The sequence below is a fragment of the Blautia caecimuris genome, assembly GCF_024622975.1.
GTDB lineage: Bacteria > Bacillota > Clostridia > Lachnospirales > Lachnospiraceae > Blautia_A > Blautia_A caecimuris.
Window position 1 is genome coordinate 92,623 of sequence record NZ_JANJZT010000007.1, and the last position, 25,993, is coordinate 118,615.

19 protein-coding genes and 2 riboswitches are annotated in these 25,993 nt (G+C 44.6%); of the genes, 5 read left to right on the forward strand and 14 right to left on the reverse strand.

From position 1 onward, the window contains the following. Positions 1 to 92 precede the first annotated feature (92 nt). The 7 genes from NSA57_RS06565 to NSA57_RS06595 all read right to left on the reverse strand — a co-directional run bounded on the left by NSA57_RS06565 (position 93) and on the right by NSA57_RS06595 (position 8,338). Positions 93 to 683, reverse strand: coding sequence for a DUF1349 domain-containing protein (locus NSA57_RS06565; protein ID WP_022068230.1), 591 nt, complete (start codon positions 681 to 683; stop codon positions 93 to 95). 15 nt (positions 684 to 698) lie between these two features. Next, entirely contained in the window at positions 699 to 1,619 is a 921-nt protein-coding gene (locus tag NSA57_RS06570) for a substrate-binding domain-containing protein (RefSeq protein ID WP_257464362.1), read from the reverse strand. 4 nt (positions 1,620 to 1,623) lie between these two features. After that, a complete protein-coding gene (locus NSA57_RS06575) occupies positions 1,624 to 2,829 on the reverse strand; it encodes a response regulator transcription factor (protein ID WP_257464363.1) in 1,206 nt (401 codons plus the stop codon). An 8-nt stretch (positions 2,830 to 2,837) separates the two neighbouring features. Beyond that, positions 2,838 to 4,622, reverse strand: a complete 1,785-nt coding sequence (locus NSA57_RS06580) for a cache domain-containing sensor histidine kinase (RefSeq protein WP_257464364.1) — start codon at positions 4,620 to 4,622, stop codon at positions 2,838 to 2,840. A gap of 86 nt (positions 4,623 to 4,708) precedes the next feature. Then, positions 4,709 to 5,731 (reverse strand): substrate-binding domain-containing protein, encoded by a 1,023-nt coding sequence (locus NSA57_RS06585; protein ID WP_257464365.1) that lies wholly within the window; start codon positions 5,729 to 5,731, stop codon positions 4,709 to 4,711. 102 nt (positions 5,732 to 5,833) lie between these two features. Further along, positions 5,834 to 6,817 carry an ABC transporter permease gene (locus NSA57_RS06590; RefSeq protein ID WP_257464366.1) on the reverse strand — a complete coding sequence of 328 codons (984 nt, stop codon included), beginning with the start codon at positions 6,815 to 6,817 and terminating at the stop codon, positions 5,834 to 5,836. A gap of 12 nt (positions 6,818 to 6,829) precedes the next feature. Beyond that, positions 6,830 to 8,338: a sugar ABC transporter ATP-binding protein gene (locus NSA57_RS06595; RefSeq protein WP_257464367.1), complete on the reverse strand. Its 1,509-nt coding sequence runs from the start codon at positions 8,336 to 8,338 to the stop codon at positions 6,830 to 6,832. 221 nt (positions 8,339 to 8,559) lie between these two features. Between NSA57_RS06595 and NSA57_RS06600 the strand changes: the two genes are divergently transcribed. Together NSA57_RS06600 and NSA57_RS06605 are read left to right on the forward strand one after the other, a co-directional pair. Beyond that, positions 8,560 to 9,762, forward strand: a complete 1,203-nt coding sequence (locus NSA57_RS06600; protein WP_257464368.1) for a MalY/PatB family protein — start codon at positions 8,560 to 8,562, stop codon at positions 9,760 to 9,762. Positions 9,763 to 9,777: 15 nt separating this feature from the next. Then, entirely contained in the window at positions 9,778 to 11,667 is a 1,890-nt protein-coding gene (locus NSA57_RS06605) for a hypothetical protein (RefSeq protein ID WP_257464369.1), read from the forward strand. A gap of 302 nt (positions 11,668 to 11,969) precedes the next feature. On the opposite strand, the gene NSA57_RS06610 is transcribed toward NSA57_RS06605, so the two are convergent. From NSA57_RS06610 to argC, 6 genes are all read right to left on the reverse strand, one after another. Then, positions 11,970 to 12,635: an energy-coupled thiamine transporter ThiT gene (locus NSA57_RS06610; RefSeq protein ID WP_022068239.1), complete on the reverse strand. Its 666-nt coding sequence runs from the start codon at positions 12,633 to 12,635 to the stop codon at positions 11,970 to 11,972. Between the two features lie 44 nt (positions 12,636 to 12,679). Continuing rightward, a riboswitch (TPP riboswitch) is annotated at positions 12,680 to 12,785 on the reverse strand. A gap of 111 nt (positions 12,786 to 12,896) precedes the next feature. Further along, the gene (gene pcrA / locus NSA57_RS06615) at positions 12,897 to 15,125 is read right to left on the reverse strand and encodes a DNA helicase PcrA (RefSeq protein WP_257464370.1); all 2,229 of its coding nucleotides are present in this window, start codon (positions 15,123 to 15,125) and stop codon (positions 12,897 to 12,899) included. 238 nt (positions 15,126 to 15,363) lie between these two features. Next, entirely contained in the window at positions 15,364 to 16,554 is a 1,191-nt protein-coding gene (locus NSA57_RS06620) for an aspartate aminotransferase family protein (RefSeq protein WP_257464389.1), read from the reverse strand. Further along, entirely contained in the window at positions 16,541 to 17,437 is an 897-nt protein-coding gene (gene argB, locus NSA57_RS06625) for an acetylglutamate kinase (protein ID WP_257464371.1), read from the reverse strand. Before argB ends, NSA57_RS06620 begins: the two co-directional genes overlap by 14 nt. 148 nt (positions 17,438 to 17,585) lie before the next feature. After that, entirely contained in the window at positions 17,586 to 18,809 is a 1,224-nt protein-coding gene (gene argJ, locus NSA57_RS06630; RefSeq protein WP_257464372.1) for a bifunctional glutamate N-acetyltransferase/amino-acid acetyltransferase ArgJ, read from the reverse strand. Between the two features lie 116 nt (positions 18,810 to 18,925). Beyond that, entirely contained in the window at positions 18,926 to 19,966 is a 1,041-nt protein-coding gene (gene argC / locus NSA57_RS06635) for an N-acetyl-gamma-glutamyl-phosphate reductase (protein ID WP_257464373.1), read from the reverse strand. 345 nt (positions 19,967 to 20,311) lie between these two features. Here argC and NSA57_RS06640 point away from each other — a divergent pair, with 345 nt between their 5' ends. Further along, a complete protein-coding gene (locus NSA57_RS06640; RefSeq protein ID WP_147598772.1) occupies positions 20,312 to 21,544 on the forward strand; it encodes an argininosuccinate synthase in 1,233 nt (410 codons plus the stop codon). 89 nt (positions 21,545 to 21,633) lie between these two features. Here the strand turns inward: NSA57_RS06640 and NSA57_RS06645 are convergent, their stop codons facing one another. Further along, a complete protein-coding gene (locus NSA57_RS06645; RefSeq protein WP_257464374.1) occupies positions 21,634 to 22,788 on the reverse strand; it encodes an AI-2E family transporter in 1,155 nt (384 codons plus the stop codon). Between the two features lie 253 nt (positions 22,789 to 23,041). Continuing rightward, positions 23,042 to 23,137: riboswitch (purine riboswitch) on the forward strand. A gap of 70 nt (positions 23,138 to 23,207) precedes the next feature. Here NSA57_RS06645 and NSA57_RS06650 point away from each other — a divergent pair. Together NSA57_RS06650 and NSA57_RS06655 are read left to right on the forward strand one after the other, a co-directional pair. Beyond that, entirely contained in the window at positions 23,208 to 24,491 is a 1,284-nt protein-coding gene (locus NSA57_RS06650) for an amidohydrolase family protein (RefSeq protein ID WP_257464375.1), read from the forward strand. A gap of 30 nt (positions 24,492 to 24,521) precedes the next feature. Further along, complete coding sequence (locus NSA57_RS06655) at positions 24,522 to 25,898, forward strand: NCS2 family permease (RefSeq protein WP_147598775.1); 1,377 nt, start codon at positions 24,522 to 24,524, stop codon at positions 25,896 to 25,898. The last annotated feature ends 95 nt before the right edge of the window (positions 25,899 to 25,993 follow it).

A 25,993-nucleotide genomic window follows, 5' to 3' on the forward strand; every position in this document is an offset into this window, starting at 1 on the left:
TGTACGTCATAAGTATATCATTCTGCCTGATAAAAAGGCAAGCATTTAAAGGCGGCTCAGATAGTTTTCCTTCCAAATCAGCATCCGTTTTTTTATTTATGTGCTTCCCATTTACATTCTGTAATTTCCATTTCTGTAAAGGTGGCTTTAAAAGAAGAATTTTCCGGGCTGCACGCATAAATGCCAAAGGTGATCTCCCCTGCACCCTCCCACATATGGCAGATACGCATCTGTTTAAAATTCACTCCGTCTGTGCTGCACTCAATGCAGAAATCACTTTCTCTCCTGCTTAGGCGATACCACATTTCTTTTACAGATGCCGGAATATCCATAGTAGCCCAATCAGAATAGCCATGATTAGTTGCTACACTTCCCAGACGCTGATACTCCTCATTCTCATATTCAACAGAAGCCTTCAGCCAGTTTTCGCTGTCCAGATACACAGCCACTCCGCACTGGTCAAAACGGTGCTTACTCTCAAACCTTGTCCGCACAGTAAAAGAAAAATATGTGTCTGCGGTTTTTGTCTGAAGTACAGGCGCATTATCATTCTGAAATCCATAATAAGTACGCTGCCACAAATCTGTGCCGCACTCAGTAATGATCTCCACCTTTGTTTCATCCATAAATACCCTCTCAGGTTTCCTTGTCCATATCAGTTCCTGTTTTAAAAATTCTGCCATTTTTATCCTCCTCTTTTATTTTTTGTCTCCTGTAATCATTCTGGGAGTCACCGTGATGTCTCTCTGTACTTCTTTTTCTTCCAGAATATCCATGGCAGTATCATAAGCAAGAGATCCAAAATCCGGGCTCTGGATAGTTGCATCCAGAATTTCTTTTTCCACCAGATTCAGTCCGGCGCTTTCTCCCTCAAATCCGTCTACCCCCACAAACTTTGTTCCATTTCCCATACGAAGCTGTTCTCCGGCAATATACGCTCCATACGCCATCTCATCATTAAAGGCGAAAACAATATCAGGAGCGCCATTTACAACAAGGTAATCCTTCATCCGGGCTTCTGCCACATCCCGGAACCAGTCCCCATAATAATACACAATATCTTTTTCTTTGACTTTTTTCTTCACTGCTTCTGTAAAACCGCGAAGTCTGTCCTCTGATATAGGCGAGCCTTCCACGCCCTGAAACACGATAATCTTATCACCCTCTGTATAAAAATTCTCCAGAATATATTCTCCCGCCATCTTGCCAATTCCGTTATCATCTGCCTGTATCACCGTTGTATAAGCCTTTGTCTGCGGCTCCACTCCTACAACCACAATAGGAATTTCCTCAAAAACCTCCTCCATAATCCCGTTCAGCGCATTGCTCCCGTCCGGAGAAACGATTAAAAGATCAATTCCGCATTTCATAAGAGCTTCGATATCCTGTATCTGCTTTTCCGTACTTCCTGCCGCATCCCTGAAAATCAGATTCACATTTTTTTCTGTCTCTGCCCTGCTTCCGATCACCTGAGCCAGGTTGTTCAGCCAGGGTTCCATTACATTGGTAAGACTTACTCCTATCAGATATTCATAGTCGTCTGTCCGTACGCTCTCTGTTCCGCATCCCCCGGTACATAAACAGACAAACAAAAGAAGCGCCAATATCCATTTTTTCACAACCTCACTCCTCCCGGGTCAGAGTTCTCCGAAATTCTGAAGGAGAAAATCCCTGACAGTTTTTGAATGCTGCAGAAAAATAATGCTGATTGCTGTATCCCACCTGTTCTGCAATCTGATTCAGAGAAAGACGGTCATTGCGCATCAGAGAAATTGCCTGGCTGATACGGAGCATTGTCAGAAAATCTTTAAATGAGATTCCCAGCTCCTGCTTCATGATCCGGCTGAGATAAGAGGGATTGCAGCCAATAGCGTCTGCCACCTGGGTAAGATCCAGTTCTCTCTGCTGATAATGAGCATAAATATATTTTCTGGCTTCCATTACAATTGGCCTGCACTCCAGAATCTTTCTGGCACGGGTTCGCAGCTTTTCATGAACATCCGGAATCTCATCCCTTTTACAGGTCTGTATCAGGACACAGCATTTTCCATCTACTGTCTTATTTATTTTTTCTGATATGATTTCCTGAAGGTTCTCTGTTTCACCTTTATAACCTCCGATCATTCCCACAGCATCCTGATACCGGTTCATGAACACATATACAGGCTTGTACTCGCCGATCAAATTCCTCATAATTTTTTCCAGAGTCATTTTGTAAAGCTCCTCAGGAACAGCTCCCGCCGGAATTTTTTCAGTAAATCCGCTCTGCATAGAAACAAGAATCAGCATCACTGTATCCGGAAGTTCAATTTCCAGAAATTCTCTCTGTTCCTGCCATTCTTTTCCGGATAAATTTCCATTGATCCAGTCATTAAAAAACACGTCTCTTATGGTATTTTTATTCTGTACAAACTGCTGCCGCATCAGATTCATAAATTTTCTGGATTTCCGGGTCTGCCACAGTTGCCGGCTCACACTTTCCAGAGCTTCTTTCAGCTCACTGTCTGCAATTGGTTTCAAAAGATAATGAGACACCCCCAGGGTAATAGCCTGCTGTGCATACGCAAACTCATTAAAACCGGAAATAATAATTACTTTACATTCTATAGAAAGCTTTTTCAGCTCTTCCAGAAATTTAATCCCACTGAGCTTTGGCATGCAAATATCTACAAGAAGAATATCCGGCTCATATTCCTTTGCTTTTTCCAGCGCCTCCAATCCGTTTTTTGCCTCTGCGCACACACATAGGGGCAAGTCAAAGGTTTCCAGTGTATTTTTCAGTCCCTGACGAATCTTCGGTTCATCATCTGCAATCAGTACGTTCCACATATGTCCTCCTATTTGCTCCTTTTTATCCTTAATTCTGCAATTACGCCGCCGCCCTCTCTCAGATAATAATGCAGTCCATATTCCTCTCCATAGAACATCCGCACTCTGTCGTTTACATTCAGACTTCCAAATGCATCAACCTCTGCCATCCGTTCTTTCTGAGCAAACCACTGATTCAGCTGTCGACAGCGCTCCTCTGTCATTCCTGCACCATTATCCTCCACTTTCAGAACAACAGAATCCTCCCCTTCCGGATATACCCGAATCCAAATGGTTCCATGCTCTCTCTCGGATTCCTTGATCCCATGATAAAGTGCGTTCTCAATCAACGGCTGGAGAGAAAGCCGCGGAACCTGACACTTAAGAATTGCAGGATCTGTCCAGACCTCATAGTCAAAAAGCTCCTCATACCGGAATTTCTGAATATCCAGATAGCTTTTTACCATGGCAATCTCCTGCTCCAGACTGATAAACTCTTTTCCCTGGCTTAAACTGATCCTGAAAAAATTAGATAATGCCAGTACAATGTCCACTATATCCTGTGCATGATATCCCTTTGCCATCCACTGAATAGTGTCCAGGGTATTATAAAGAAAATGCGGCTTTATCTGCTCATGCAGAATCTGCAGTTCTGCTTCTCGTTTATGTTTCTGCTCCTGATAGACCAGTTTCAAAAGCTCATCTGTTTTTGCCACCATAGAATTAAACGCATCTCCAAGCTGATGGATCTCCCCTTTATAGTGGTTATCAAAACGTACTGTCAGATCTCCCGTCTGCGCCCGCTTCATCAGTCTGGACAATTTAGATATGGGCTTTGTAATTGAGGCAGCAAATACAACAGAGCACACAATGGCAAAAACAGCTATAACTACTGCGATCAGAATTGATGCCATCCTTACCTGCGAGGCACCCTGAATGGTTTTTCCCCAGTCAAACACTCCCACTGCAGTTAAATCAATATAAGAAGAGCGGCTGTAGATTACATTATACATTTCCCCTTCAATATTGCAGCGCACCTGTCCGCTGTCCCCTTGAGAAAACCATTCCGGATTCATCCTGTACACCACCTTGTTTTTCGGCGCATAGAGAACCTTGCCCTGACTGTCCTGAATATAGCTGAAGCCAGTCTGTCCCATGGTAATATCCTCAACAAGATTCTGGATACTCCGGATATCCAAATCGACCAGAATCACTCCCAGAGGCTTTCCGCTTTCTGTATCCGGAACCATCTGCACCGCTGTTACATAGCTGTCTGTACTGTAATTTTTCCAGCTTTTCAGATTTCTTCCCAGAGAGTTTCCAGTCAGTACCAGCTCCCCGTCTGCTTTCAGCGCTTCCTGATACCAGTCTTCTCTGGTAAGAGGAGTTTTCTGAATGCGATAGGAATCATTTGAAAGATAATGCCCTTTTTCGCTGGCTGTCACAATATTAAGATAATCCTCATAATGCTCTGAATAGCGCAGAAGCATATCACGGACTTTACTTTCCAAAATCACACGCTGCGCCTGCTCCTTCTGTTCATCCACTTTCAGATATTCCTGAAATTCCGGCGCAGCGCCCAGGGCTGCCACATTATCAGAAACAGACTGGAAAATCAGATCCAGAGCCTTCAATACCTGATTCTGGATTTCCATTGTGTTTGCATAAGAACTTTCCTCTATGGAATTCTGATAGATTACATTTCCTGTTCCGGTAATCACTACGGTTACAAGAAGGAGGAGACCGCAGTTCAGGGCAGCCATCCTGAACATCATATTTTCCGGTTTAAAAATTTTTTTAATTTTTTCCAACATTCCTTTCCTCCTGACATGCTCTCTATCATACCAGAAAAAGGGCTGCCTGCGCAGTCCCTTTCCTGTAAAAGCTTATTATTATCGTATTATTCTTCTGTCTTCTCTTCTGCTTCTTCTGTTTCTTCTGCCGCACCGTCATCGGATCCGCTGTATTTTGCAAGAAGCTCTTCAGCATTGTCAGGCGTAACGATTTCAGATTGCAGAGTCAGTTCTTTTTCCAGTTCTTTACCTTCTACCAGAAGCTGATATGCGCTCTCAATCGCCTCAGCACCGCCGGTGGGATAAACCTGAGTCATGCTTAATCTGCCGTCCATAACACTTCTGATACCGCCGTCAGGTGTGGGAAGTCCGTCAAAACCAACAAAGAGGATATCTCCTTCTCTGCCTGCATTCTTTGCTGCAATGTAAGCGCCTTCTGCCATCGGGTCATTCAGAGCCAGGAAAAGATCAATCTCATCGTTTGTCTGGAGCATTTCTTCTGCTACGGTGATTGCTTTTTCACGAAGCCAGTCTGCATTGTTTGCTGCAACAATTTCAATATTTTCGTTCTTTTTGATCCCCTCACGGAAACCATTGTCTCTGTCAATACCGCCGGAGGTTCCCTCAAGGCCTTTGATCTCACAAACTTTTCCGCCGTCCGGAAGAAGAACATCTGCAACATACTCTCCTGCTACACGTCCCATATCTACGTTATCAGCGCCGATAAACTGTGTATATTTGTCTCCGTCAATCTTTCTGTCAAGAAGGATGACCGGAATCCCTGCATCATAAGCAGAACTTACCGCATTTGTAAGAGGAGTAGCCTCATTTGGAGAGGCAATGATCAGATCAACACCCATCTGTACAAAGTTTTCAATGTCAGCAATCTGCTTGGAGTTATCCTGTGCAGCGTCCGCAAAAACCACTTCAAACTCCGGATATTTTTCCGCTGCCATTGCGATCTGATCGTTCATTGCAACACGCCATGGCTCGCCAAGGTTACATTGAGACATACCGATCACATATTTGTCTTTTTTCTCTTCTTCTGCATGAACAGTAACTGCCCCTGCTGCAAGACTGGATGCGATCATTGCTGCTGCCAGTAACACACTAATGGTTCTCTTTTTCATATAACCCTACTTTCTCCGACAGTGTATTTATTTTTATTGTTCATTCCTGCCTTCCGCTGCCGACCGGAAGAGAAGAATTTGTTTCACATATGTAATTGTCTGTCAGTCTTTTACCTTATCTGCCTGCATAAATACGGCAATGATAATAAGGAAACCTTTTACTACCAGCTGGAGATTGGAATTTACACCTTTCAGACCAAGTACGTTGTCAAGCATACCGAGGATCAGCGCACCTACCAGTGTTCCGACCAGTGTCCCCTTTCCGCCTGCAAGACTGGTTCCGCCAATGGCACAGGCTGCAACTGCATTCAGCTCATATCCCTGACCTTCGTTTGGTCCGCCCTGGCTGATCTGTGCCGCATGGATCATAGCTGCTACAGATGCAAGCATTGCACAGAGCATAAATGCGTATGTTTTGATTCTGTCTACTTTAATACCGGAAAGATATGCCGCCTGACGGTTTCCTCCAATAGCATAAATCTGACGGCCAAAGGTTGTTTTTGTAAGAACAATGTGAAAAATGATCAACAATATGAGAAAAATAATGGCAGGTACTGGAACCACACCTCCGATTCTCATCTGTAGAACCTCAAATGCCGGCGGAGCCATTCCCTCGCCTTCTCCGTATGCCAGTGGGATACCGATTCCATTTGCCCAGAATCTTGCAAGACCGCGGGCAATGTTCATGGAAGCAAGTGTTACGATAAATGCCTGCAGTTTCAGTTTGGTAATACAGAGACCGTTGAAAAGTCCGAACAGACCGCCGATTACAAGACTCAAAAGAACTGCCGGTACGAATCCAAGTCCGCTCTTTACCATCAGATACGCACAGCCAGTGGAGATCAATCCCACTACAGAGCCAACCGAAAGGTCAATATCTCCCAGAATCAGAATCATGGTCATACCGATTGCAATAATACCATTCTCAGATACTGCTCTCAGAACATTCATCAGATTGCGCAGATCTAAAAAATTGTTTTTACCGTCTTTCACACAGACAACCGACGCTACTACAAATATAATTACCAGAGCGATGACACTTTGCATCTGTTTGAGCATCGCTTTCATTTTTACTTTGTTTTCCATTGTTCACCCTCCCTATCTTGTAGCACTCTGAAGAAGTTTTTCCTGAGTTGCATCTTCCTGCATAAATTCGCCGGTCAGCTCGCCCTCACAGAAAGTAACGATCCTGTCAGAAATGCCAATAACCTCCGGCAGCTCTGAAGACACTACAATAATCGCCATACCCTGTTTTGCCAGGTTGTTGATCAGTTGGTATATCTCGGCTTTTGCACCTACATCAATACCTCTGGTCGGCTCATCCAGAAGAAGGATTTTGGGATGTGTCATCAACCATCGTGCCAGAACCACTTTTTGCTGATTGCCTCCTGAAAGAGAACTTGCCAGTGTTTTATAACCGGGAGCTTTTACTCTCAAAGCCTCCATCTGTTCCTGCCAGACCTTTTTTTCTTCCTGATGCTTCATAAAAAACATGGAGCTGAATTTTTTTAATAATGGAAGGGACATATTCTCCCCAATGGATCTCTGAAGCACCAGTCCGGAGCCCTTTCTGTCTTCTGTTGCAAAAGAAATACCTGCACGGATGGCATCTGCGGGAGTTTTAATAGTCACCGGCCGTCCCTCAATGATGATTTCTCCTCTGGTATCTCCATGGTGCACACCTGCCAGACATTCAAAAAACTCCGAACGTCCTGCGCCTGCAAGTCCTGCAATTCCCAGAACTTCACCGTGGCGCACCTTAAGAGAAATATTCTTTAAAGAACGCCGGAAGCTTCCCATTGGCGGCGTGTATGTAAGATTTTTTACCTCCAGAGCAACTTCACCTTTTTCCGTAGGATCTTTTGGGTACTGCTCACTCATATCACGGCCTACCATCATTCTGATAATCTCATCCTTGGATGTTTCCGCTGCCTTGACTGTGCCGATATACTGGCCATCTCGCATAACCGTAAGCCTGTCCGCAATCTTAAATATCTCTTCCATTCGATGTGTAATATAAATAATTCCTTTGCCTTCACCGCGAAGCCTGCGGATAATGGTAAACAGCTTTTCCGCTTCTTTTTCACTGATGGCGGATGTAGGCTCATCCATGACAATAATCTTGGAATTAAGAGAAATTGCCTTTGCGATCTCCACAAGCTGCTGCTCTCCGATACGGAGATCTTTCAGCTTTTTTGAAGGATCCACATGCACATCCAGCATGTCCAGATATACTTTAGCCTCATCCTTCATTGCCTTGAAGTCTACTGCAGGTCCGGCGGAGGTTTTCCATCGTCCCAGAAAAATATTTTCTGCCACACTGAGCTCCGGCACAATCTGAAGCTCCTGATGAATTTTGGCAATTCCCAGTTTCTTCGCTGCGATCGGATCAGGTACGACGACTTTCTCACCATTTAAGTAAATCTCTCCTTCTGTTGGCTGCAGGGAACCGCTTAAAATATTCATAAGCGTAGATTTTCCTGCACCGTTCTCGCCCATCAGAGCCAGAACCTCGCCTGCATAGAGGTCCAGGGAAACACCCTTCAGAGCCTGAACGTTTCCAAAGGTTTTACTAATATTTTTCATATCAAGTAATTTCTTTTCCATAGCTCCTCCTTATCCGTTCTCATATGATATGTGTATTATACACAAAAAACCACGGCATGTATTTCTAATTTTCGGTGTTCTTTTTATAATTTCTTTACTTTAATTTCATTTTATCATTATTTTTTGTTCATTTTTAACAATCTCTGTTTTTCTTCCGGCATTGACTTTTACCCAGTACCTCCGTATACTTTTTTTATACTGAAAACAGGAGGTTTTTTACCATGAAATACGACTTCACTTCCATTACAGACAGACACGGAAAAGATTCCATTGCAGTAGATGCACTTACAGGCTCAGGCTTTGCTCCTGCTCCTCCCAAGGACGGCTTTGACATCATTCCCATGTGGGTTGCGGACATGAATTTTCCCACTGTACCCACTGTGCCGGAAGCTATCATAAAGCGGACACAGCATCCTTTTTACGGATATTTCTCACCCTCAGAGGAATATTTTGACAAAATCATCCGCTGGCACGAAACACGCAACCATGTTACAGGTCTTACAAAAGAATGTATCGGCTACGAAAACAGTGTTCTCGGCGGTGTGATCTCCGCCCTTACCTCTTTTGCGTCGCCAGGAGATAAAGTCCTTCTCCACAGCCCCACTTATATCGGCTTTACCAACAGCCTCAGAAACAATGGCTTTGACATAGTTCTCAGTCCTTTGATCCAGGATGAAAATGGTGTCTGGCGCATGGACTATGAAGATATGGATAAAAAACTCCGCGAAAACAATATACACGCAGTAATCTTATGCAGCCCCCACAATCCCTGCGGCCGTGTGTGGGAACGGCAGGAGCTGGAAAAAGCCATGGAAATTTACCGGGCAAATGACTGCATTGTAATCTCTGATGAAATCTGGTCGGATATCCTTCTGGATGGTCATAAGCATATCCCCACCCAGTCTGTGAATGAGGATGCCAGAAACCGCACTGTTGCCCTGTATGCTCCCAGCAAGACCTTTAATCTGGCAGGTCTGGTGGGAAGCTATCATATCATCTACAATAAATATCTCCGGGACAGGGTTCAGGCAAAAGGCAGCAAATCCCATTATAATGAAATGAACCTTCTTTCCATGCATGCTCTCCTGGGCGCCTACCAGCCGGAAGGCTATGAATGGGTAGACGAGCTTTGCCAGGTTCTCTCAGGAAATGTCAGCTTTGCCTGCGATTTTATCCGGGAACATTTTCCGGAAATAAAAGTTGTAAAGCCGGAGGGAACCTATATGCTGTTTCTGGACTGCAGCCAGTGGTGCCATTCCCATGAGAAAACTCTTGACCAGCTTCTGAAAGCCGGATGGGATGTAGGTGTTGCCTGGCAGGATGGCCGTCCCTTCCATGGCCCCTGCCATATCCGTATGAACCTTGCCCTGCCTCTTTCCCGGGTGCAGGAAGCATTTGAACGTCTGGACAGATATGTATTCTGATAAAAGGAGAGCCGTGTGAAAAAAATTAACAATCTCCGGTTTCTGCCCCGGATTTCTGAGGCAGAAAAAAGAAGGCGCAATCCCACTTACCGGAATGCCCGTAAAGCATATACAAAAAACCTGCTTTTTTTCTTTCCTGTGTGGATTATCCTTCTGATTATATTTGTTTCTGTGATCACAAATATAGAAAACCGCATTCTGGCAGGTATTGTCGGCCTTTTTCTTGCGGCTTCTCCCATTATGGGCCTTGGGATCGCCTGTAACCTCAGCCTTCGCCTGTGGGTCTGTCCCCACTGTGGAAAGGAACTTCCTGTGCAGCATATTCAGTATGTTTCTCTTCCTGTGTACACCGCTCAGTGTCCCGGCTGCGGATATTCTCTGGAAGAAACAATCCCCTCCAGTGCGTCATTTACACAGACTTCCTGTGAGCAAAATCGCAGGATTGATAAAAAAAGGAAGCTTCCGGCCATAGTTTTCGGTGTTCTTCTGCTTATGTGCGCTGCATTTATGCTGATCACATGCTTTATTTCTATCGGAAAAGATCCCAGATATGCAATTGCAGTCGCTTTTTTCATTACTGCCTTTACTCTGGCTTCCGGAATTTTTCTTTTCATGCCTCATACTCCGGAGAGGCACACGGAAGAAGAACCCTTCTTATATGTACGAACCTCTGTACTAAGACTGGTTGCAGGCAGTTTCCTGTTACCCCTGGGATGGCTGATTCTTTTTGTTGCCACAGCGACTGTCGCCGCGGAGCCTGTTAATATATCCATCTTTTTTATGTTCATAACAGGATTTATATTGTTTCTATGGGGAATATGGTGTCTTCTGGCTTACCAGAACAAAAAGATCCTGCTTTTCCGCAGCGGTAAACTGATATACTCCGCACCATACGGAAGATACAAAGAATTTCATACAAAAACATTTGCCTCAATGAAGTATGGTGCCATGGGTTCTGTCCGGATTCATGATTCAGCCGGAAACCTTCTTTTTTCTTTCCGTGCCTCTCTGCCCGGCGGAGCACAGCTTACAGGCTGGCTGTCAGAACACTGTGAAACAGCTTCTGCTGCCGGACCGGACCAAAATACAAAACAGTCCCGGACAGTCAGAGCTTCCAGAGAGCCTCTGGAATGGAAAGAAGAATACCATACGCCTATGCATGATCACCTGAAAGCAATAAAAGCGGGGCTGATCATCGTTTCTCTTCTTGCGCTTGCAGGAACCATACTTCCGTTTCTTTTTATGACAGAATTCAGTTTAACCTGCGCTGCAATAACTATGACTCTGTCTTTGTTCCTTCCAGTGATCTACTACCTGATTTTTTCCAGTGTTCTGTCTCTGGACGGTAAGCCCCGTCATGCCACTGAAGAATGGAAATCCATGTACATCACCATGCCGGTTTTTCCTCTGGGAATTCTGTTCCTTTTTGTGGTTCAGGTTATCCGCGTTTTTGATAAAGTAAGGCTGACTGTTGCCGATTCCGACCGTTCCCTTATCTGTTGGATTGTCATTGCAGCCATACTTATCGTCATTACCGTAATACGGACACCAAAGCACCTGCGTGGAGAGGGTCTGTTTATATGGGGACTTTTTCTGTGTCTTCTGTCCTATTCACTTTCTTACAGCCTGAATGCCGCCACCTGCTCAGAGGCCGTGCATACCACTGCTGTAATCACTGACAGTTCTGTAGAAAACCGCGACAAAGACGATCCTGACTATTATCTGACTGTCAAACTGTATGATTCTACAGAAGCAGAGATTTGCGTAACAGAAGATCTTTATATGATGTATCAGACAGGACAGCCAATTTCTCTCTGCCAGAGAACAAGCGCTTTTGGAGTACGCATGGTTCAACTTCATACGCCGCTGAATAAAGAGGCTCGCTCCTTTTACAACCCAAAATAAAACCTATACAGATTGTCATAATCTCTCCAGAATATACACTTCTTAAATACTGCAGAAAAGGAACCGGGAATATCCTCCGATGGTATTCCCGGTTCCCCCTTATCAGTTGTTTTATACTGTCCATAAGATTCTTCTTTCTACTTTTCGTATTGCTGTCTTATGTACCCAGAAAATGCCTTCGTCTGTATTTTCCTGGCTCTGCAGTTTCTCCTTTGTATATGCTCCTGTTAAAGACAGGTCTTTTCTCAATATTAATGTACACTGAGAAAAAACCTGTCTGTCATCCTTAAAAGTATATACTTTTACTCCACTGCTGCTTTTTTCACCTGTGCAAGCGCTCTGGCAACTGCAGGAATGGAAATAATGATCACCGTGATCACTCCCTCTGCCAGCAGAAAGCTGTAGTTATAAACAATCGGATACACTGCTTTCAGAGACTGGGGGAAATTTTCCGGCATGTAGCTCATCCAGTAAAGATATCCGCCCAGTGCGTGAAAGGCTCCTCGCGCTATCACTGCTGCAATATAGCCTTTCACAAGTCCATGGCTGCTTTTTGCAAAAAAGCCTGCCACTCCCAGCGCCGCAAAAGCAAGAACATAGTCGCAGCACACCTGGAAAAAGGACAGCACATAGGGTTCCTGGATAAACTGCAGGATTCCGTAAGCCAGACCTACCATTACACCGGTTTTGGGGCCGTACCAGTTGGCAGTAAGCACAATAAAGAGCATACTGCACAGTGTGACACTTCCTCCCCAGGGCAGGTGAAAAATTTTCAGGTAAGACGTAATAAAGGCAAGCGCCACCGCCATGGCGCAGAATACAAGCTGTTTAGCAGACATTTTCTTCTTTTCAGAGCTTTTTCCTGCAAAAAAGATCGCAAGACCGAACAGCGCCACTCCCACTGCAATGCACACAGCATACCCGGCTGTTGTAAGCCCACCGTCTGCATTTACCATAAATTGAAACATAAAAAAACCTCCTTCATCTTCGATTGAAGACAAAGGAGATTTACATCTCGCATTCAGCGCATACCTACGTTGGCATTACCCAAATCAGGTTACGGGTCGAAGTTTACAACTTCCTCTCAGCCTGTGACACAAGCTCCCCTGTCGACAATCCATATGTAATAATTTCAGAAACCGCCATTGTCCTTTAACATCCGGTCAGGCTTCTGTAACGAATCCTATTATATACCTGCCGCTTATAAAAAGCAATGTATTTTCCCTGTCTCAGATTTTTTTCAGCTTGGCAAAACCTGCAAACATCTTTTTTGTTCCTGCTCTGTCAAAGTCTACTGTAACCTCGTAATCTCTTCCACCCTCTACGATGTCCTTTACGATTCCCACACCGAATTTTACATGGCGAACCGTATCGCCCACTCCGTAGTCAAGACTCTCTGCTTTTTTTACCTGAAAGCTTTTGGGCTGGAAGGCCTTTGCCTGAAAAGCCATTTTCATCTGCATATAGCTGCTTTTTGCAGAAGTAGTTTCCGGCATCTTTGGCTTGTGCTCCTGAATGGTATGTCCCAGTTCCACCAGCTCCCGGGGAATCTCTCTTACAAATCTGGAAACACGATTGTACTGGGTTTCACCGCGTACCATTCGCTGCTGGGCGCTTGTAAGGGTCAGCTCCTTCATTGCTCTTGTGATCCCCACATAGCAAAGCCTTCTTTCCTCCTCCATATCCGACAGATCTGCAGAAAAAATACACATACTGCTTGGGAACATTCCGTCTTCCATCCCTGCCAGATATACGTAAGGAAATTCAAGGCCCTTGGCGCTGTGCAGAGTCATAAGAAGAACATAATCCTGATCAGGATCCACAGAGTCAATGTCAGCAACCAGGGCAATTTCCTCCAGAAAACCGGAAAGGGTTGCCTCTCGTCCTTCTGCCGCCATGGCTTCCTGATAGGAGACTGTTTTTGAGATCAGTTCGTCAATATTTTCAATCCTTGCTCTGGACTCTTCTGTATCCTCTTCCTTTAACTCATCCACATATCCGGTAAGATCAATAATCTCCTCCAGAAGTTCTTCCACTGTATATGCAGCCGCCTTGCTTTTCAATGACTGAATAAAAGTCACAAAACCGTCAATTTTTGACTGGGCTCTTCCAAGAGACGGAATTTCCTCAGATACCCGCAGGGCATCATAAAAGCTGATCTGCATATGGTCTGCATACTGCTGAACCCGTCCCACAGTGGTTGCTCCGATTCCCCGTTTCGGCACGTTAAGAATCCTTCGCACAGCCAGATCATCGGAAGCATTGTCAATTGTTTTCATGTAAGAAAGAAGATCTTTAATCTCCTTTCGGGCATAAAAGTTCACCCCGCCTACGATCTTATACGGAATGTTTGCAAGAAGACACTTTTCCTCAAAAAGTCTGGACTGGGCGTTTGTCCGGTAAAGGATCGCACAGTCACGGTAGCTGCATTTGCCCTCTCTCCGCCTGGAGGCAATATCTCCCACCACATACTCAGCTTCTTCAAAGCCGTTCATAAACTGGCGAAAATGGATTTTTTCTCCCTCGGGATTCTCTGTCCACAGAGTTTTGGGCTTTCGCTCCGTATTATTTGCGATCACTTCATTTGCCGCATTCAGGATGTTCTGGGTTGAACGGTAATTTTGTTCCAGGCGAATGACTTTTGCCTCCGGAAAAACCTGTTCAAATCCAAGAATGTTTCCGATATTTGCTCCGCGGAATTTGTAAATAGACTGATCGTCGTCACCTACCACACAGAGATTTTCATATCTGGATGCAAGAATACTTACAAATTTAAACTGGGCCGTATTGGTATCCTGATACTCATCCACCATAATGTAACGGAACCGTTCCTGATAAGACTCCAGAACCTCTCCGCAGTTCTGAAACAGTTCTACTGTTTTTACGATCAGATCGTCAAAATCAAAGGCATTGTTTCTTCTTAATGAAATCTGGTATTCCCGATAGATCTCAGCAACCTTTTTTTCATTAAAATCAGCTGCGTTCATCAGCATTTCATCCGGTGTAACAAGCTCGTCTTTTGCATGAGAGATCTGAGCAAGAAGAGAGCGTTCTTTATATTTCTTGGTATCCACGTTCAGCCTTCTGCACACATCTTTTATGAGAGTTTTCTGATCGTCTGTATCATAAATGGTAAAATTATTATCATATCCGATGCGGTCTGCATGTCTGCGAAGAATTCTCACACAAGTAGAATGGAAGGTAGACACCCAGACACTTCCCCCGTCCAGACCTACGATCTTATCCACACGCTCTCTCATTTCCTGAGCAGCCTTATTTGTAAAGGTAATAGCAAGAATATTCCAGGGGTTTACTCCCTTTTCTGCGATCAGATAGGCGATTCTGTGAGTCAGTACTCTCGTTTTGCCTGAACCTGCTCCTGCCAGGATCAGAAGAGGACCTTCGGTATGGTAAACAGCCTCCTGCTGCATATTGTTTAATGATTCATATATACTCATATTTTCTCCTATATTCTGTCAGTTCATCATTTTTTCCCTGCATGTCTCGGGATTTCGGCATATACATGCCAAGACCCCTGCAGGATAGTGACCTGTAATCAGTAGCTTTTACTTCCAGCGCATTCCTGCATACACTCTGATTTCCTGTATCATGCCCTTCATTGTATCATAGATCTGCGCCTTTATGAATAAAAATATTTCATCCGCATTTAAAACTGCATTTGAAAAAAGCCCGGCATTACGCCAGGCTTTTTTCCAGTTTTTCAATCATTTCATCAATATCTTCTTTTGTGATCACAAGAGGCGGAACCAGTCTCAGTACATCGCTTCCTGCTGAAATCACCAAAAGTCCGTTTTCCAGAGCCTTACTTACAATCGTCCCCACGGAAATACCCTGTATCACAAGTCCCTGCATAAATCCTTTTCCACGTCTCCGGGAGATAATTTCATATTTATCCACAAGAGCGTCCAGTTTTTCCTCCAGATACGGAGTCAGCTCACGGACATGCTCCAGAATATGATCTTTCTCAAAAATATCAAACACCTTGCTCACTGCTGCGCACACAAAGGGATTTCCTCCATAGGTGGTTCCATGATCTCCAGGTTCCAGAGACGCTGCCGCCGCTTTTTCTCCCAGAACAAAAGCGCCTACCGGAACACCGCAGCCCAGAGCCTTGGCGCAGGTCATAATATCCGGCTTTACACCGTAATCCTGCCATGCAAAATATGTTCCCGTACGTCCCATACCGCACTGTATCTCGTCAAAAATCAAAATCAGGTCTTTTTCATCGCAAAGAGCTCTCAACCCCTGCAAAAATCCCGGATCTGCCGGATAAATTCCGCCTTCCCCCTGAACCACCTCTGTGAGAATGGCGCAGGTTTTGTCTGTGATCTGGACTTTTACACTTTCCAGATCATTAAAATCCGCAAATTTCACGCCGCCGATCAGTGGCTCAAAGGGTTCCCGGTAATGAGCGGTCCCGGTAACAGAAAGAGCTCCCATGCTCCTTCCGTGGAAGGAATGGTTCATGGCAATGATCTCATATCTCTCCCCGTTATACTTCGTGCAGGAGTATTTCCGGGCAGCCTTCAGCGCTCCCTCTATGGATTCTGTACCGCTGTTTGTAAAAAACGCCCTGCTCATGCCGCTGGCTTTTGCAAGCTTTTCTCCTGCCTCGCTCATAGGCTCATTATAATAAAGGTTTGAAATATGAAGCAGTTTGTCGATCTGCGCTTTCAGCGCCTCGTCATAGCCGGGATAATGATATCCCAGAGCATTTACCGCAATCCCTGCCGCAAAATCAAGATATTCTTTTCCCTCTGTATCATAAAGCCGGCAGCCTTCTCCACGGTCAAACATGACCGGAAATCGGTTATAGGTATGAAGAATACTTTTTTCTGCCTGCTCCATCTGTTCATGCATGCTCATCATAATATTTTTCGCCGTCCTCTCTTAAAATAGCTGTTCCGATTCCTTTATTTGTAAAGATCTCCAGAAGAAGGCTGTGAGGAATCCTGCCGTCCAGAATATGCACCCGGTTTACTCCGTGTTCAATGGCGTCAATGCAGTTTTTCAGCTTGGGGATCATTCCTCCGCCTACATAGCCGTCTGAGATCAGCTTTTCCGCCTCGTGAATATGTAGCTCGGATATCAGACTTTCCGGATCATTCTGATCCTTGTAAACTCCTTCAATATCAGAAAGAAAAGCAAGCTTTTCCGCATGGACAGCCTCGGCAATGGCGCAGGCAGCGTCATCTGCATTAATATTATAGGAATCATAATTCTCATCATATCCTACCGGAAAAATAATGGGCAAAAAATCCTGTTCCAGAAGCTCATGAAGGATTCTCGGATTGACCTCCTGAATCTCTCCTACATATCCGATGTCCTCTCCGTTTGACAGCTTCTTTGTGCATTTCAGAAGTCCGCCGTCCTTGCCGCTGATTCCAACTGCGTCCACTCCCAGAGATTCTACAAGCGTAACCAGCTCTTTGTTTACTTTTGCAAGAACCATTTCTGCAATTTCCATGGTGTCTTTATCTGTGACACGAAGGCCGTTGACAAATCTGGGCTCCATTCCCACTTTATTTACCCAGCGGCTGATTTCCTTTCCGCCGCCATGAACAATGATCGGTTTAAAGCCTACCAGCTTCAGAAGAACTGCATCCTTAATTACATTTGCTTTCAGCTCCTGATCAAGCATAGCGCTTCCGCCGTATTTGATCACCACGATTTTCCGGTTAAATCTCTGAATATAAGGAAGCGCCTCGATCAGCACCTCTGCCTTGTCCAGATATTTCTGTTTTACCATTTTTTTCCTCCTCGATTTCCTTTTTCTCTCTTCTTCCTTACAGTCCGTTTCTCAGCCACTATGATACAGCCAACCATAACCAGCCACTGCTCTGACAGATCTTAATATCCGTCAGAGCCTTTATTCGTTGTACCTTTTATCTTCCGAATCAGGAACGGTAATCCGCATTGATCTTCACATAATCATAAGTAAGATCACAGCCCCAGGCGGTTGCTGTACAGTCTCCCATTTTAATGTCTGCAATCGCTGTTACCGCATCCTCAGAAAGAATTTTAGTTGCCTCATCCTCACTGTAGCCTGTGGAAACACCGTTCTCAATAATCTTAATCTTTCCGGCTCTGCTCTCAAAATACAGATCAACCTTTTCCGGATCAAACTGGGCGCCGGAATATCCCATAGCGCAGAGGATACGGCCCCAGTTGGCATCATGGCCGTAAATCGCCGCCTTTGTAAGTGAGGAAGTCACCACTGATTTACTTAAAGTCACTGCCTGCTCTTTACTTTCTGCCCCGATGATCTTCACTTCAAAAAGAGCGGTGGCACCTTCGCCGTCTCCTGCGATCTTTTTGGCAAGCTGAGTATTTACATAATTAAGTGCTTGGCAGAAAGCCCGATAATCTTCATTTTTTTCTGTGATCTCCGGATTCCCTGCCATACCGTTTGCCAGAAGGAGAACCGTGTCGTTGGTTGAAGTATCGCCGTCTACAGAAACCATATTGTAGGTATCTTTTACGTCCTGGCTTAAAGCCTCCTGCAGAAGCTCCTTGGAAATATTCACATCTGTTGTGACAAATCCAAGCATGGTACACATATTGGGATGGATCATTCCGGAGCCCTTGCACATTCCGCCTACTGTCACTGTTTTTCCGCCGATCTCAAACTGAACTGCCGCCTCTTTTTCTACGGTATCTGTTGTCATAATGGCTTTCGCTGCCTGATTTCCTGCTTCCAGGCTTCCGTCAAGCTCCGGCGCCATAGCCTCTACACCGGCTGCAAGCTTCTGAACCGGAAGCTGCATTCCGATCACACCAGTGGAAGCCACAAGCACGCTGTCCGGGTCTACCTTGAGGGTTTTTGCTGCTGCCAGGGCTGTCTCTTTGCAGCATTCAAAGCCTTCTTTGCCTGTACATGCATTGGCAATCCCACTGTTGCAGATGATCACCTGAGCCTCCGGCTGATTGTACACAATATCCTGGTCCCATTTTACCGGAGCCGCCTTAACGATATTGGTGGTAAAGGTTCCTGCTGCCTTACAGGGAACCTCACTGTATACCATTGCCATATCCGTTCTTCCCTGATATTTGATCCCGGCAGCTGTAGAGGCTGCCTGAAATCCCTTTGCCGCTGTCACGCCGCCTGTAATGATATTCATAATAATCTTCTCCTCCTTTTTTCCTGCTCCGGAATCCACTCTGTTTTTCCGGTTTCAGAGTTTCTCCGCTTTCTGTCACACACTGTACCTGCAGTACTTCATCGTTATATTTTGTGTTACGGCACCATGGGAATCTGGCGAAGTCCCTCTGCCTCATCAAAGCCGAACATCAGGTTCATATTCTGAACCGCCTGACCTGCTGCGCCTTTTACAAGATTATCCATTGCTCCCATCATAATAATACGTCCGGTGCGGGGATCGATCTTAAAGTTTACATCCACAAAATTGCTCCCTTCCACCCACTTTGTCTGAGGGCATACGTCTTTATCAAGGACACGGACAAACTGTTCTTTTTCATAATATTTATCATAGGCTGCCTTTACTTCCTCATAGGAAACTTTTTTCTTCAGAGAAGCATAGGCAGTGATCAGAATTCCCCTGTTCATTGGGATCAGATGAGGGGTAAAATTCAAAACCACCTCTTCGCCGCAGGCATAGCCAAGCTGATCTTCGATCTCCGGAGTATGTCTGTGTGAAGCAACGCCATATGCCTTGATGTTTTCATTTACTTCACAGAAAAGATTATCCACCTTCGCTCCTCTTCCGGCCCCTGAGGTTCCGGATTTTGCGTCAATTATAATGGTAGACGGATCAATCATTCCCTCTTTAAGAAGGGGATAAATGGAAAGCGTGGAGCAGGTTGGATAACATCCCGGATTGGCGATCAGCCGCGCTCCTTTGATCTTTTCCCGGTTGATCTCACAGAGTCCGTACACGGCCTCTTCGATAAACTGAGGTGCCTTATGCTCTATCCCGTACCACTTTTCATATTTTTTTACATCTTTAATACGAAAGTCCGCACTGAGGTCGATCACCTTTGCCCTGGAAAGAATCCCTTCATTTACAAGAGAAGCGCAAAGCCCCTGAGGTGTTGCGGTAAAAATCACATCCACTTCATCTGCCAGAGCTTCCATGTTATCATCCATACATTTTGCATCCACCAGCTTAAAAAAGTTCTGATAGATTCCTGCGTATTCCTTATCAATATAGCTTCTGGATCCATACCAGACCACTTCTGTTTCTTTATGTCCCAGCAAAAGTCTTGCCAGCTCGTTTCCCGCATAGCCGGTGGCTCCGATAATTCCTGCTTTTATCATAATAAATTCTCCTCCTTTGTCCATACGGCATCTTCTTTTTATGTATGTGTATGCCGTTTCTGTCAGGATGATAAGATTATACATCCATTATGCATAATATGCAATAATTATTTTTCACAATACATTTTATTTTTTCAGTCTCCCTTTATACAAATTGATTATTACCTATAAATATACTGTAGTTTCCAAAAAATCTTTTTAAAGTTTTTTCATTTTGGGTATTGCATATTTATAAAATTTGTTGTATATTATCCATTGTTCCCGGAAACATACAGATTCCGGACTAAAACAAAAAACTTATCGAATAATAATTTTAAATGATAAATAAACAGGAGGGACTCTATTATGAAAGAAAAAGTTGTTTTGGCATACTCTGGCGGCCTTGATACCACAGCGCTGATTCCGTGGCTGAAAGAAACCTTTAATTACGATGTTGTCTGCTGCTGCATTAACTGCGGCCAGGGAAACGAGCTGGACGGACTTGACGAGAGAGCCAAGCTTTCCGGAGCTTCCAAATTATATATTGAAGATATTGTAGATGAATTCTGTGATGAATATATTATGCCATGCGTAGAGGCAGGCGCTGTATATGAGCACCAGTATCTTCTCGGAACCTCTATGGCACGTCCGGCAATTGCAAAAAAACTGGTTGAGATCGCACGTAAAGAGAATGCTGTTGCTATCTGCCACGGCGCTACCGGAAAAGGAAATGACCAGATCCGCTTCGAGCTTGGAATCAAAGCTCTTGCTCCTGACATCAAGATCATTGCTCCATGGCGTATGACTGACGTATGGACCATGCAGTCCCGTGAGGATGAGCTGGCTTACTGCCAGGCACATGGAATCAACCTTCCATTTGATGCCCGTCACAGCTACAGCCGTGACCGTAACTTATGGCATATCAGCCATGAAGGTCTTGAGCTGGAGGATCCTTCCCAGGCTCCAAACTATGACGATATGCTTGTATTAAGCGTAACTCCTCAGAAGGCTCCGGACAAAGAAACAGAGATTACCATGACATTTGAAGAAGGTATCCCGAAAACTCTGAACGGAAAAGCCATGAAAGTATCTGAGATCATTACTGAGCTGAACCGCCTGGGCGGAGAAAACGGAATCGGAATCGTTGATATTGTGGAAAACCGTGTGGTAGGTATGAAATCCCGCGGTGTTTATGAAACTCCTGGCGGAACCATCCTTATGGCAGCTCACGACCAGCTTGAGGAACTGACTCTTGACCGTGATACTATGGAAGCAAAAAAGAAACTGGGCAGCCAGTTTGCGCAGGTTGTTTATGAGGGCAAATGGTTCACACCTCTTCGTGAGGCAATCCAGGCTTTTGTAGAATCCACTCAGAAATATGTAACCGGCGAAGTAAAACTGAAGCTTTACAAAGGAAATATCATCAAAGCAGGAACTACTTCTCCATACAGCCTCTACAATGAGTCTCTTGCTTCCTTTACAACCGGCGATATGTACGATCACCATGATGCAGACGGCTTTATCACTCTCTTTGGACTTCCGCTGAAAGTTCGTGCCATGAAGCTTCTGGAAGTGGAACAGAACAAAAACAATAAATAATCAAAACGAAAAGACTGCTGACAGCAAAGCCCCGGAACATATCCACAGGCTTCTGCTGACAGCAGTCCTTATTTTTTGTATTCAGAAAATCAGTCTTTTATCTGTATATTTCTGCTTTTCAGTCTTTTGTACATCCACTCACGGAACAGCGCATAAAGTACTGATACCAGCGGGATAAATATCAGCATGCCCACAACTCCCATAAGACTTCCGCCTATGGTAACTGCCATCAGCACCCACACAGAAGGAAGTCCCACGGAGCCTCCAACAACATGAGGATAGATCAGATTTCCCTCAATCTGCTGAAGCACAAAGAACAAAATCAGAAACAGCAGCGCCTGTACAGGACTTATCAGAAAAATCAGGATAAAGCTCACTGCACATCCGATAAACGCACCAAAAACAGGAATCAAGGCTGTAAATGCAATCAGAACACCTACCAGCATTGCATACGGGAACCGGAATATGGTCATTGTCACAAAGAACATGGTTCCCAGAATCACAGCCTCAATGCACTGTCCTGTAACAAATCCGGAAAAAATATCATTTGCCAGAGAGCATACATGAAGCACATATTTTACGGCTTTTTTGGGAAACAGAGCATAAAGGGCTTTTTTTATCTGAACCATCAGCTTCTCTTTCTGAAGCAGTACATAGCAGGCAAAAACAAAGCCAATACCAAAGTTCATGGCTGTATTTACAATGCCCAGAGTGACTGTCACAGTAGAAGAAAGAATATTGTTGACTCCCCTCTGAAGCCCTGTCATAACAGAGTCTAACATTTTCTGCGGCTCTATCTCAAGAGAATTGGCCCACTCCGCAATAGCAGAATCCTGTTTGAAATTTTCATCAATCCATATCGTAATATTTGTGATTCCCCGCTCAATGTTTCTTCCAAGGCCCATCACTGTCCGTCCCAACTCAGGAACAACTACGTTTCCAACAATAAAGATCACAAAAGCAGCTACCAGTATGGCAAGCACAAGACTTACCGGTCTGGCAATCTTACGGACAAGCTTCGTATTCTTCCATTTTCCTCTGCCGAATACGTTTCTCTCAATAAACTGCATGGGAACATTTAACACAAATGCAATTCCACAGCCTACAAGAAACGGAAAGAACAGGCCGACGATCCTCATAAGAAAATCAAGTACAACATCCAGATTCTGCAGACCCACGTATAAAAGCACTGTAAAAAGAATCAGATACATACAGTTTTTCATGTTTTCTTTTTTAAATTCCAAAATATCCCTCCATCCAGGTTCTTTTTTCTGACTGGTCTCATGTGTCCCGTCCGGGCATTTCCCGGACCTGTCGGTATTTCCGATACGACACATTCTATCACGGATATGTTTTTCTTGCCAGAGAAATTCTTTAATTTTCTTCTTAAACATTTTGCACAAATTTCAACTGTGATTTTCTGCATTTCCGATAGTTCAAATTGTTTGTTTTTAATTGACAGAAAATTCTTTTCCATATATAATATAAAGCATATAAATAAAGGTATTTGCAGCAGCTTATATAAGTCCATAATCGGTTGGACGTTTCTACCAACTACCGTAATAGTTGCCTATAAGTCTTATTCAGGGTATCCAAAAAAGGTAGTTGGAATTTTTTTGCTCAAAACCGCCCTGGCTGCAAAGAAGAAAGGAAGGTAAACCACATGAAACAGAATTCTTCTTTTGCACTAAAAGGAAACGTCTGCTTCAGCACAGACAAAAACACTCTTGTCTCCAGAGAACATGCCTATGTTGTCTGCGAAAACGGAAAATGTGCCGGAGTATTTTCCTCCCTCCCGGAAAAATTCCAGGGAATCCCGGTAAGAGATGCAGGAGACAGTCTGATCGTCCCGGGATTTGCAGACCTTCATCTTCATGCTCCCCAGTACAGCTTCCGGGGAATGGGAATGGATCTGGAGCTTCTGGACTGGCTGAACTCTGTGACCTTTCCTGAGGAATCCAAATATTCCGATCAGGAATATGCCCGGAAGGCCTACTCCATTTTTGCTGAGGATCTGAAAAAAAGTGAAACCACAAGAGCCTGTATCTTCGGCACTCTCCACGTGGAAGCAACGGATATTCTTATGGAGCTTCTGGAAAAAACCGGACTGAAGACCTTTGTAGGAAAGGTAAATATGGACCGCAACGGCCCGGACACACTGCAGGAAAAAAGCGCTGAAATCTCCGCAGCCGACACAATCCGCTGGCTTGATTCCTGCACAGGAAAATATCAGAATGTAAAACCCATTCTGACACCGCGATTTATCCCGTCCTGCTCAGATGAGCTGATGAAAAAGCTGGCTGAAATCCAGAAACACTATAAACTCCCTGTACAGTCTCATCTGTCTGAGAATCCCGGCGAGGTTTCCTGGGTACAGGAGCTTTGCCCGGAAAGCAGCTTTTACGGGGATGCTTACCGGCAGTTTGATCTTTTTGGCGGAAAAGACTGCCCTACCATTATGGCCCACTGTGTTTATTGTCCTGAAGAAGAAATACAGCTTATGAAAGAACAGGGAGTATACGTTGCCCACTGTCCTCAGTCCAACACCAACCTTTCATCAGGCATTGCCCCTGTAAAGCTTTATCTTGAACAGGGCATTCATACCGGACTTGGTACCGATATTGCAGGAGGTCATTCTCTTTCCATGCTGAGAGCTGTTTCTGACTCCATTCAGGTATCAAAACTTCACTGGAGGTATATAGATAGCAACAGGAAGCCTCTTACCTTTGAAGAAGCATTTTATATCGGGACAATGGGCGGCGGAGAATTTTTCGGTAAAACCGGAAGTTTTCTTGAGGGCTATGAATTTGATGCCGTTATCCTTGACGACACATATTTCCCGCATCCGCAGCCGCTGACAGTGCGGGAGCGTCTGGAACGTCTTACCTATCTGTCTGACGCCCGCTGTGTTACTGGCAAATATGTTTCCGGTACGGAAATATTTTAGCAATATTTTAATAAAAAAGGGGGTAGCATTATGAAGCTCGAAAAAATCTTTCACCTGAAGGAAAACAAAACAGATGTACGGACCGAGGTTATTGCCGGCGTCACCACATTTATGACCATGGCGTACATCCTGGCAGTAAACCCTAACATCCTGGAGGCCTCCGGAATGGACAGAGGCGCTGTATTTACTGCAACTGCGCTGTCTGCGTTTATTGCAACCTGCCTTATGGCTCTGTTGTCCAATTACCCGTTTGTTCTGGCACCGGGCATGGGATTAAACGCATATTTTGCGTACACCGTTGTCCTTGGTATGGGTTACAGCTGGCAGCAGGCTCTGGCCGCAGTATTTGTAGAAGGCCTGATCTTTATCCTTCTGTCTCTGACCAATGTACGTGAGGCAATCTTCAACTCCATTCCCATGAACCTGAAACATGCGGTTTCTGTGGGAATTGGTTTGTTTATTGCATTTATCGGTCTGCAGAATGCAAAAATCGTTGTAAACAATGACTCTACACTGGTAAGTGTATTTTCCTTTAAAAGCGCTGTAAAAGACGGAACCTTCAACAGCATGGGAATCACTGTTTTACTGGCTCTGATCGGTATTTTAGTTACGGCAGTCCTTCTTGTAAAAAATATTAAAGGAAGCATCCTGTGGGGTATTCTGATCACCTGGGGACTTGGAATCATCTGTCAGTTCGTTGGACTGTATGTACCAAATCCGGAGCTTGGCTTCTTCAGCCTTCTCCCTGATTTCTCCAACGGAATCAGCGTTCCCAGCATGGCGCCAACCTTTATGAAAATGGACTTTTCCATTGTGTTCAGTCTTGACTTTGTTGTCATCATGTTTGCATTCCTGTTTGTAGATATGTTTGATACTCTGGGAACCCTTATTGGCGTGGCATCCAAAGCCGATATGCTTGACAAAGACGGAAAGCTCCCGAAAATCAAAGGTGCTCTTCTCTCTGATGCAGTGGGAACTTCTGTAGGCGCAGTTTGCGGTACTTCTACTGTTACTACTTTTGTAGAAAGTGCTTCCGGTGTAGCTGAAGGCGGACGTACCGGTCTGACTGCCATTGTAGCAGCCATACTGTTTGGACTGTCCCTGTTCCTGTCACCTATCTTCCTGGCTATTCCGTCCTTTGCAACGGCTCCGGCTCTGATCGTGGTAGGATTTTTGATGCTCACATCCATTACAAAAATTGATTTCAATGATTACACAGAAGCAATTCCATGCTTTATCGCAATCATTGCAATGCCATTTATGTACAGTATTTCCGAAGGTATCGCAATGGGCGTTATCTCTTATGTTGTGATCAATCTTGTGGCCGGAAAGGCAAAGGAAAAGAAGATCAGCGTACTGATGTATGTTCTGGCAGTACTGTTTATACTGAAGTATGTCTTCTTGTAAAAAGGTCTTCTTAAATAAAGAACAAAAATAATCAGGTACAGCGCAGAACATGAAAAATACGACAGATGCCCTTCAGACAGCAAATGTTTACGCTG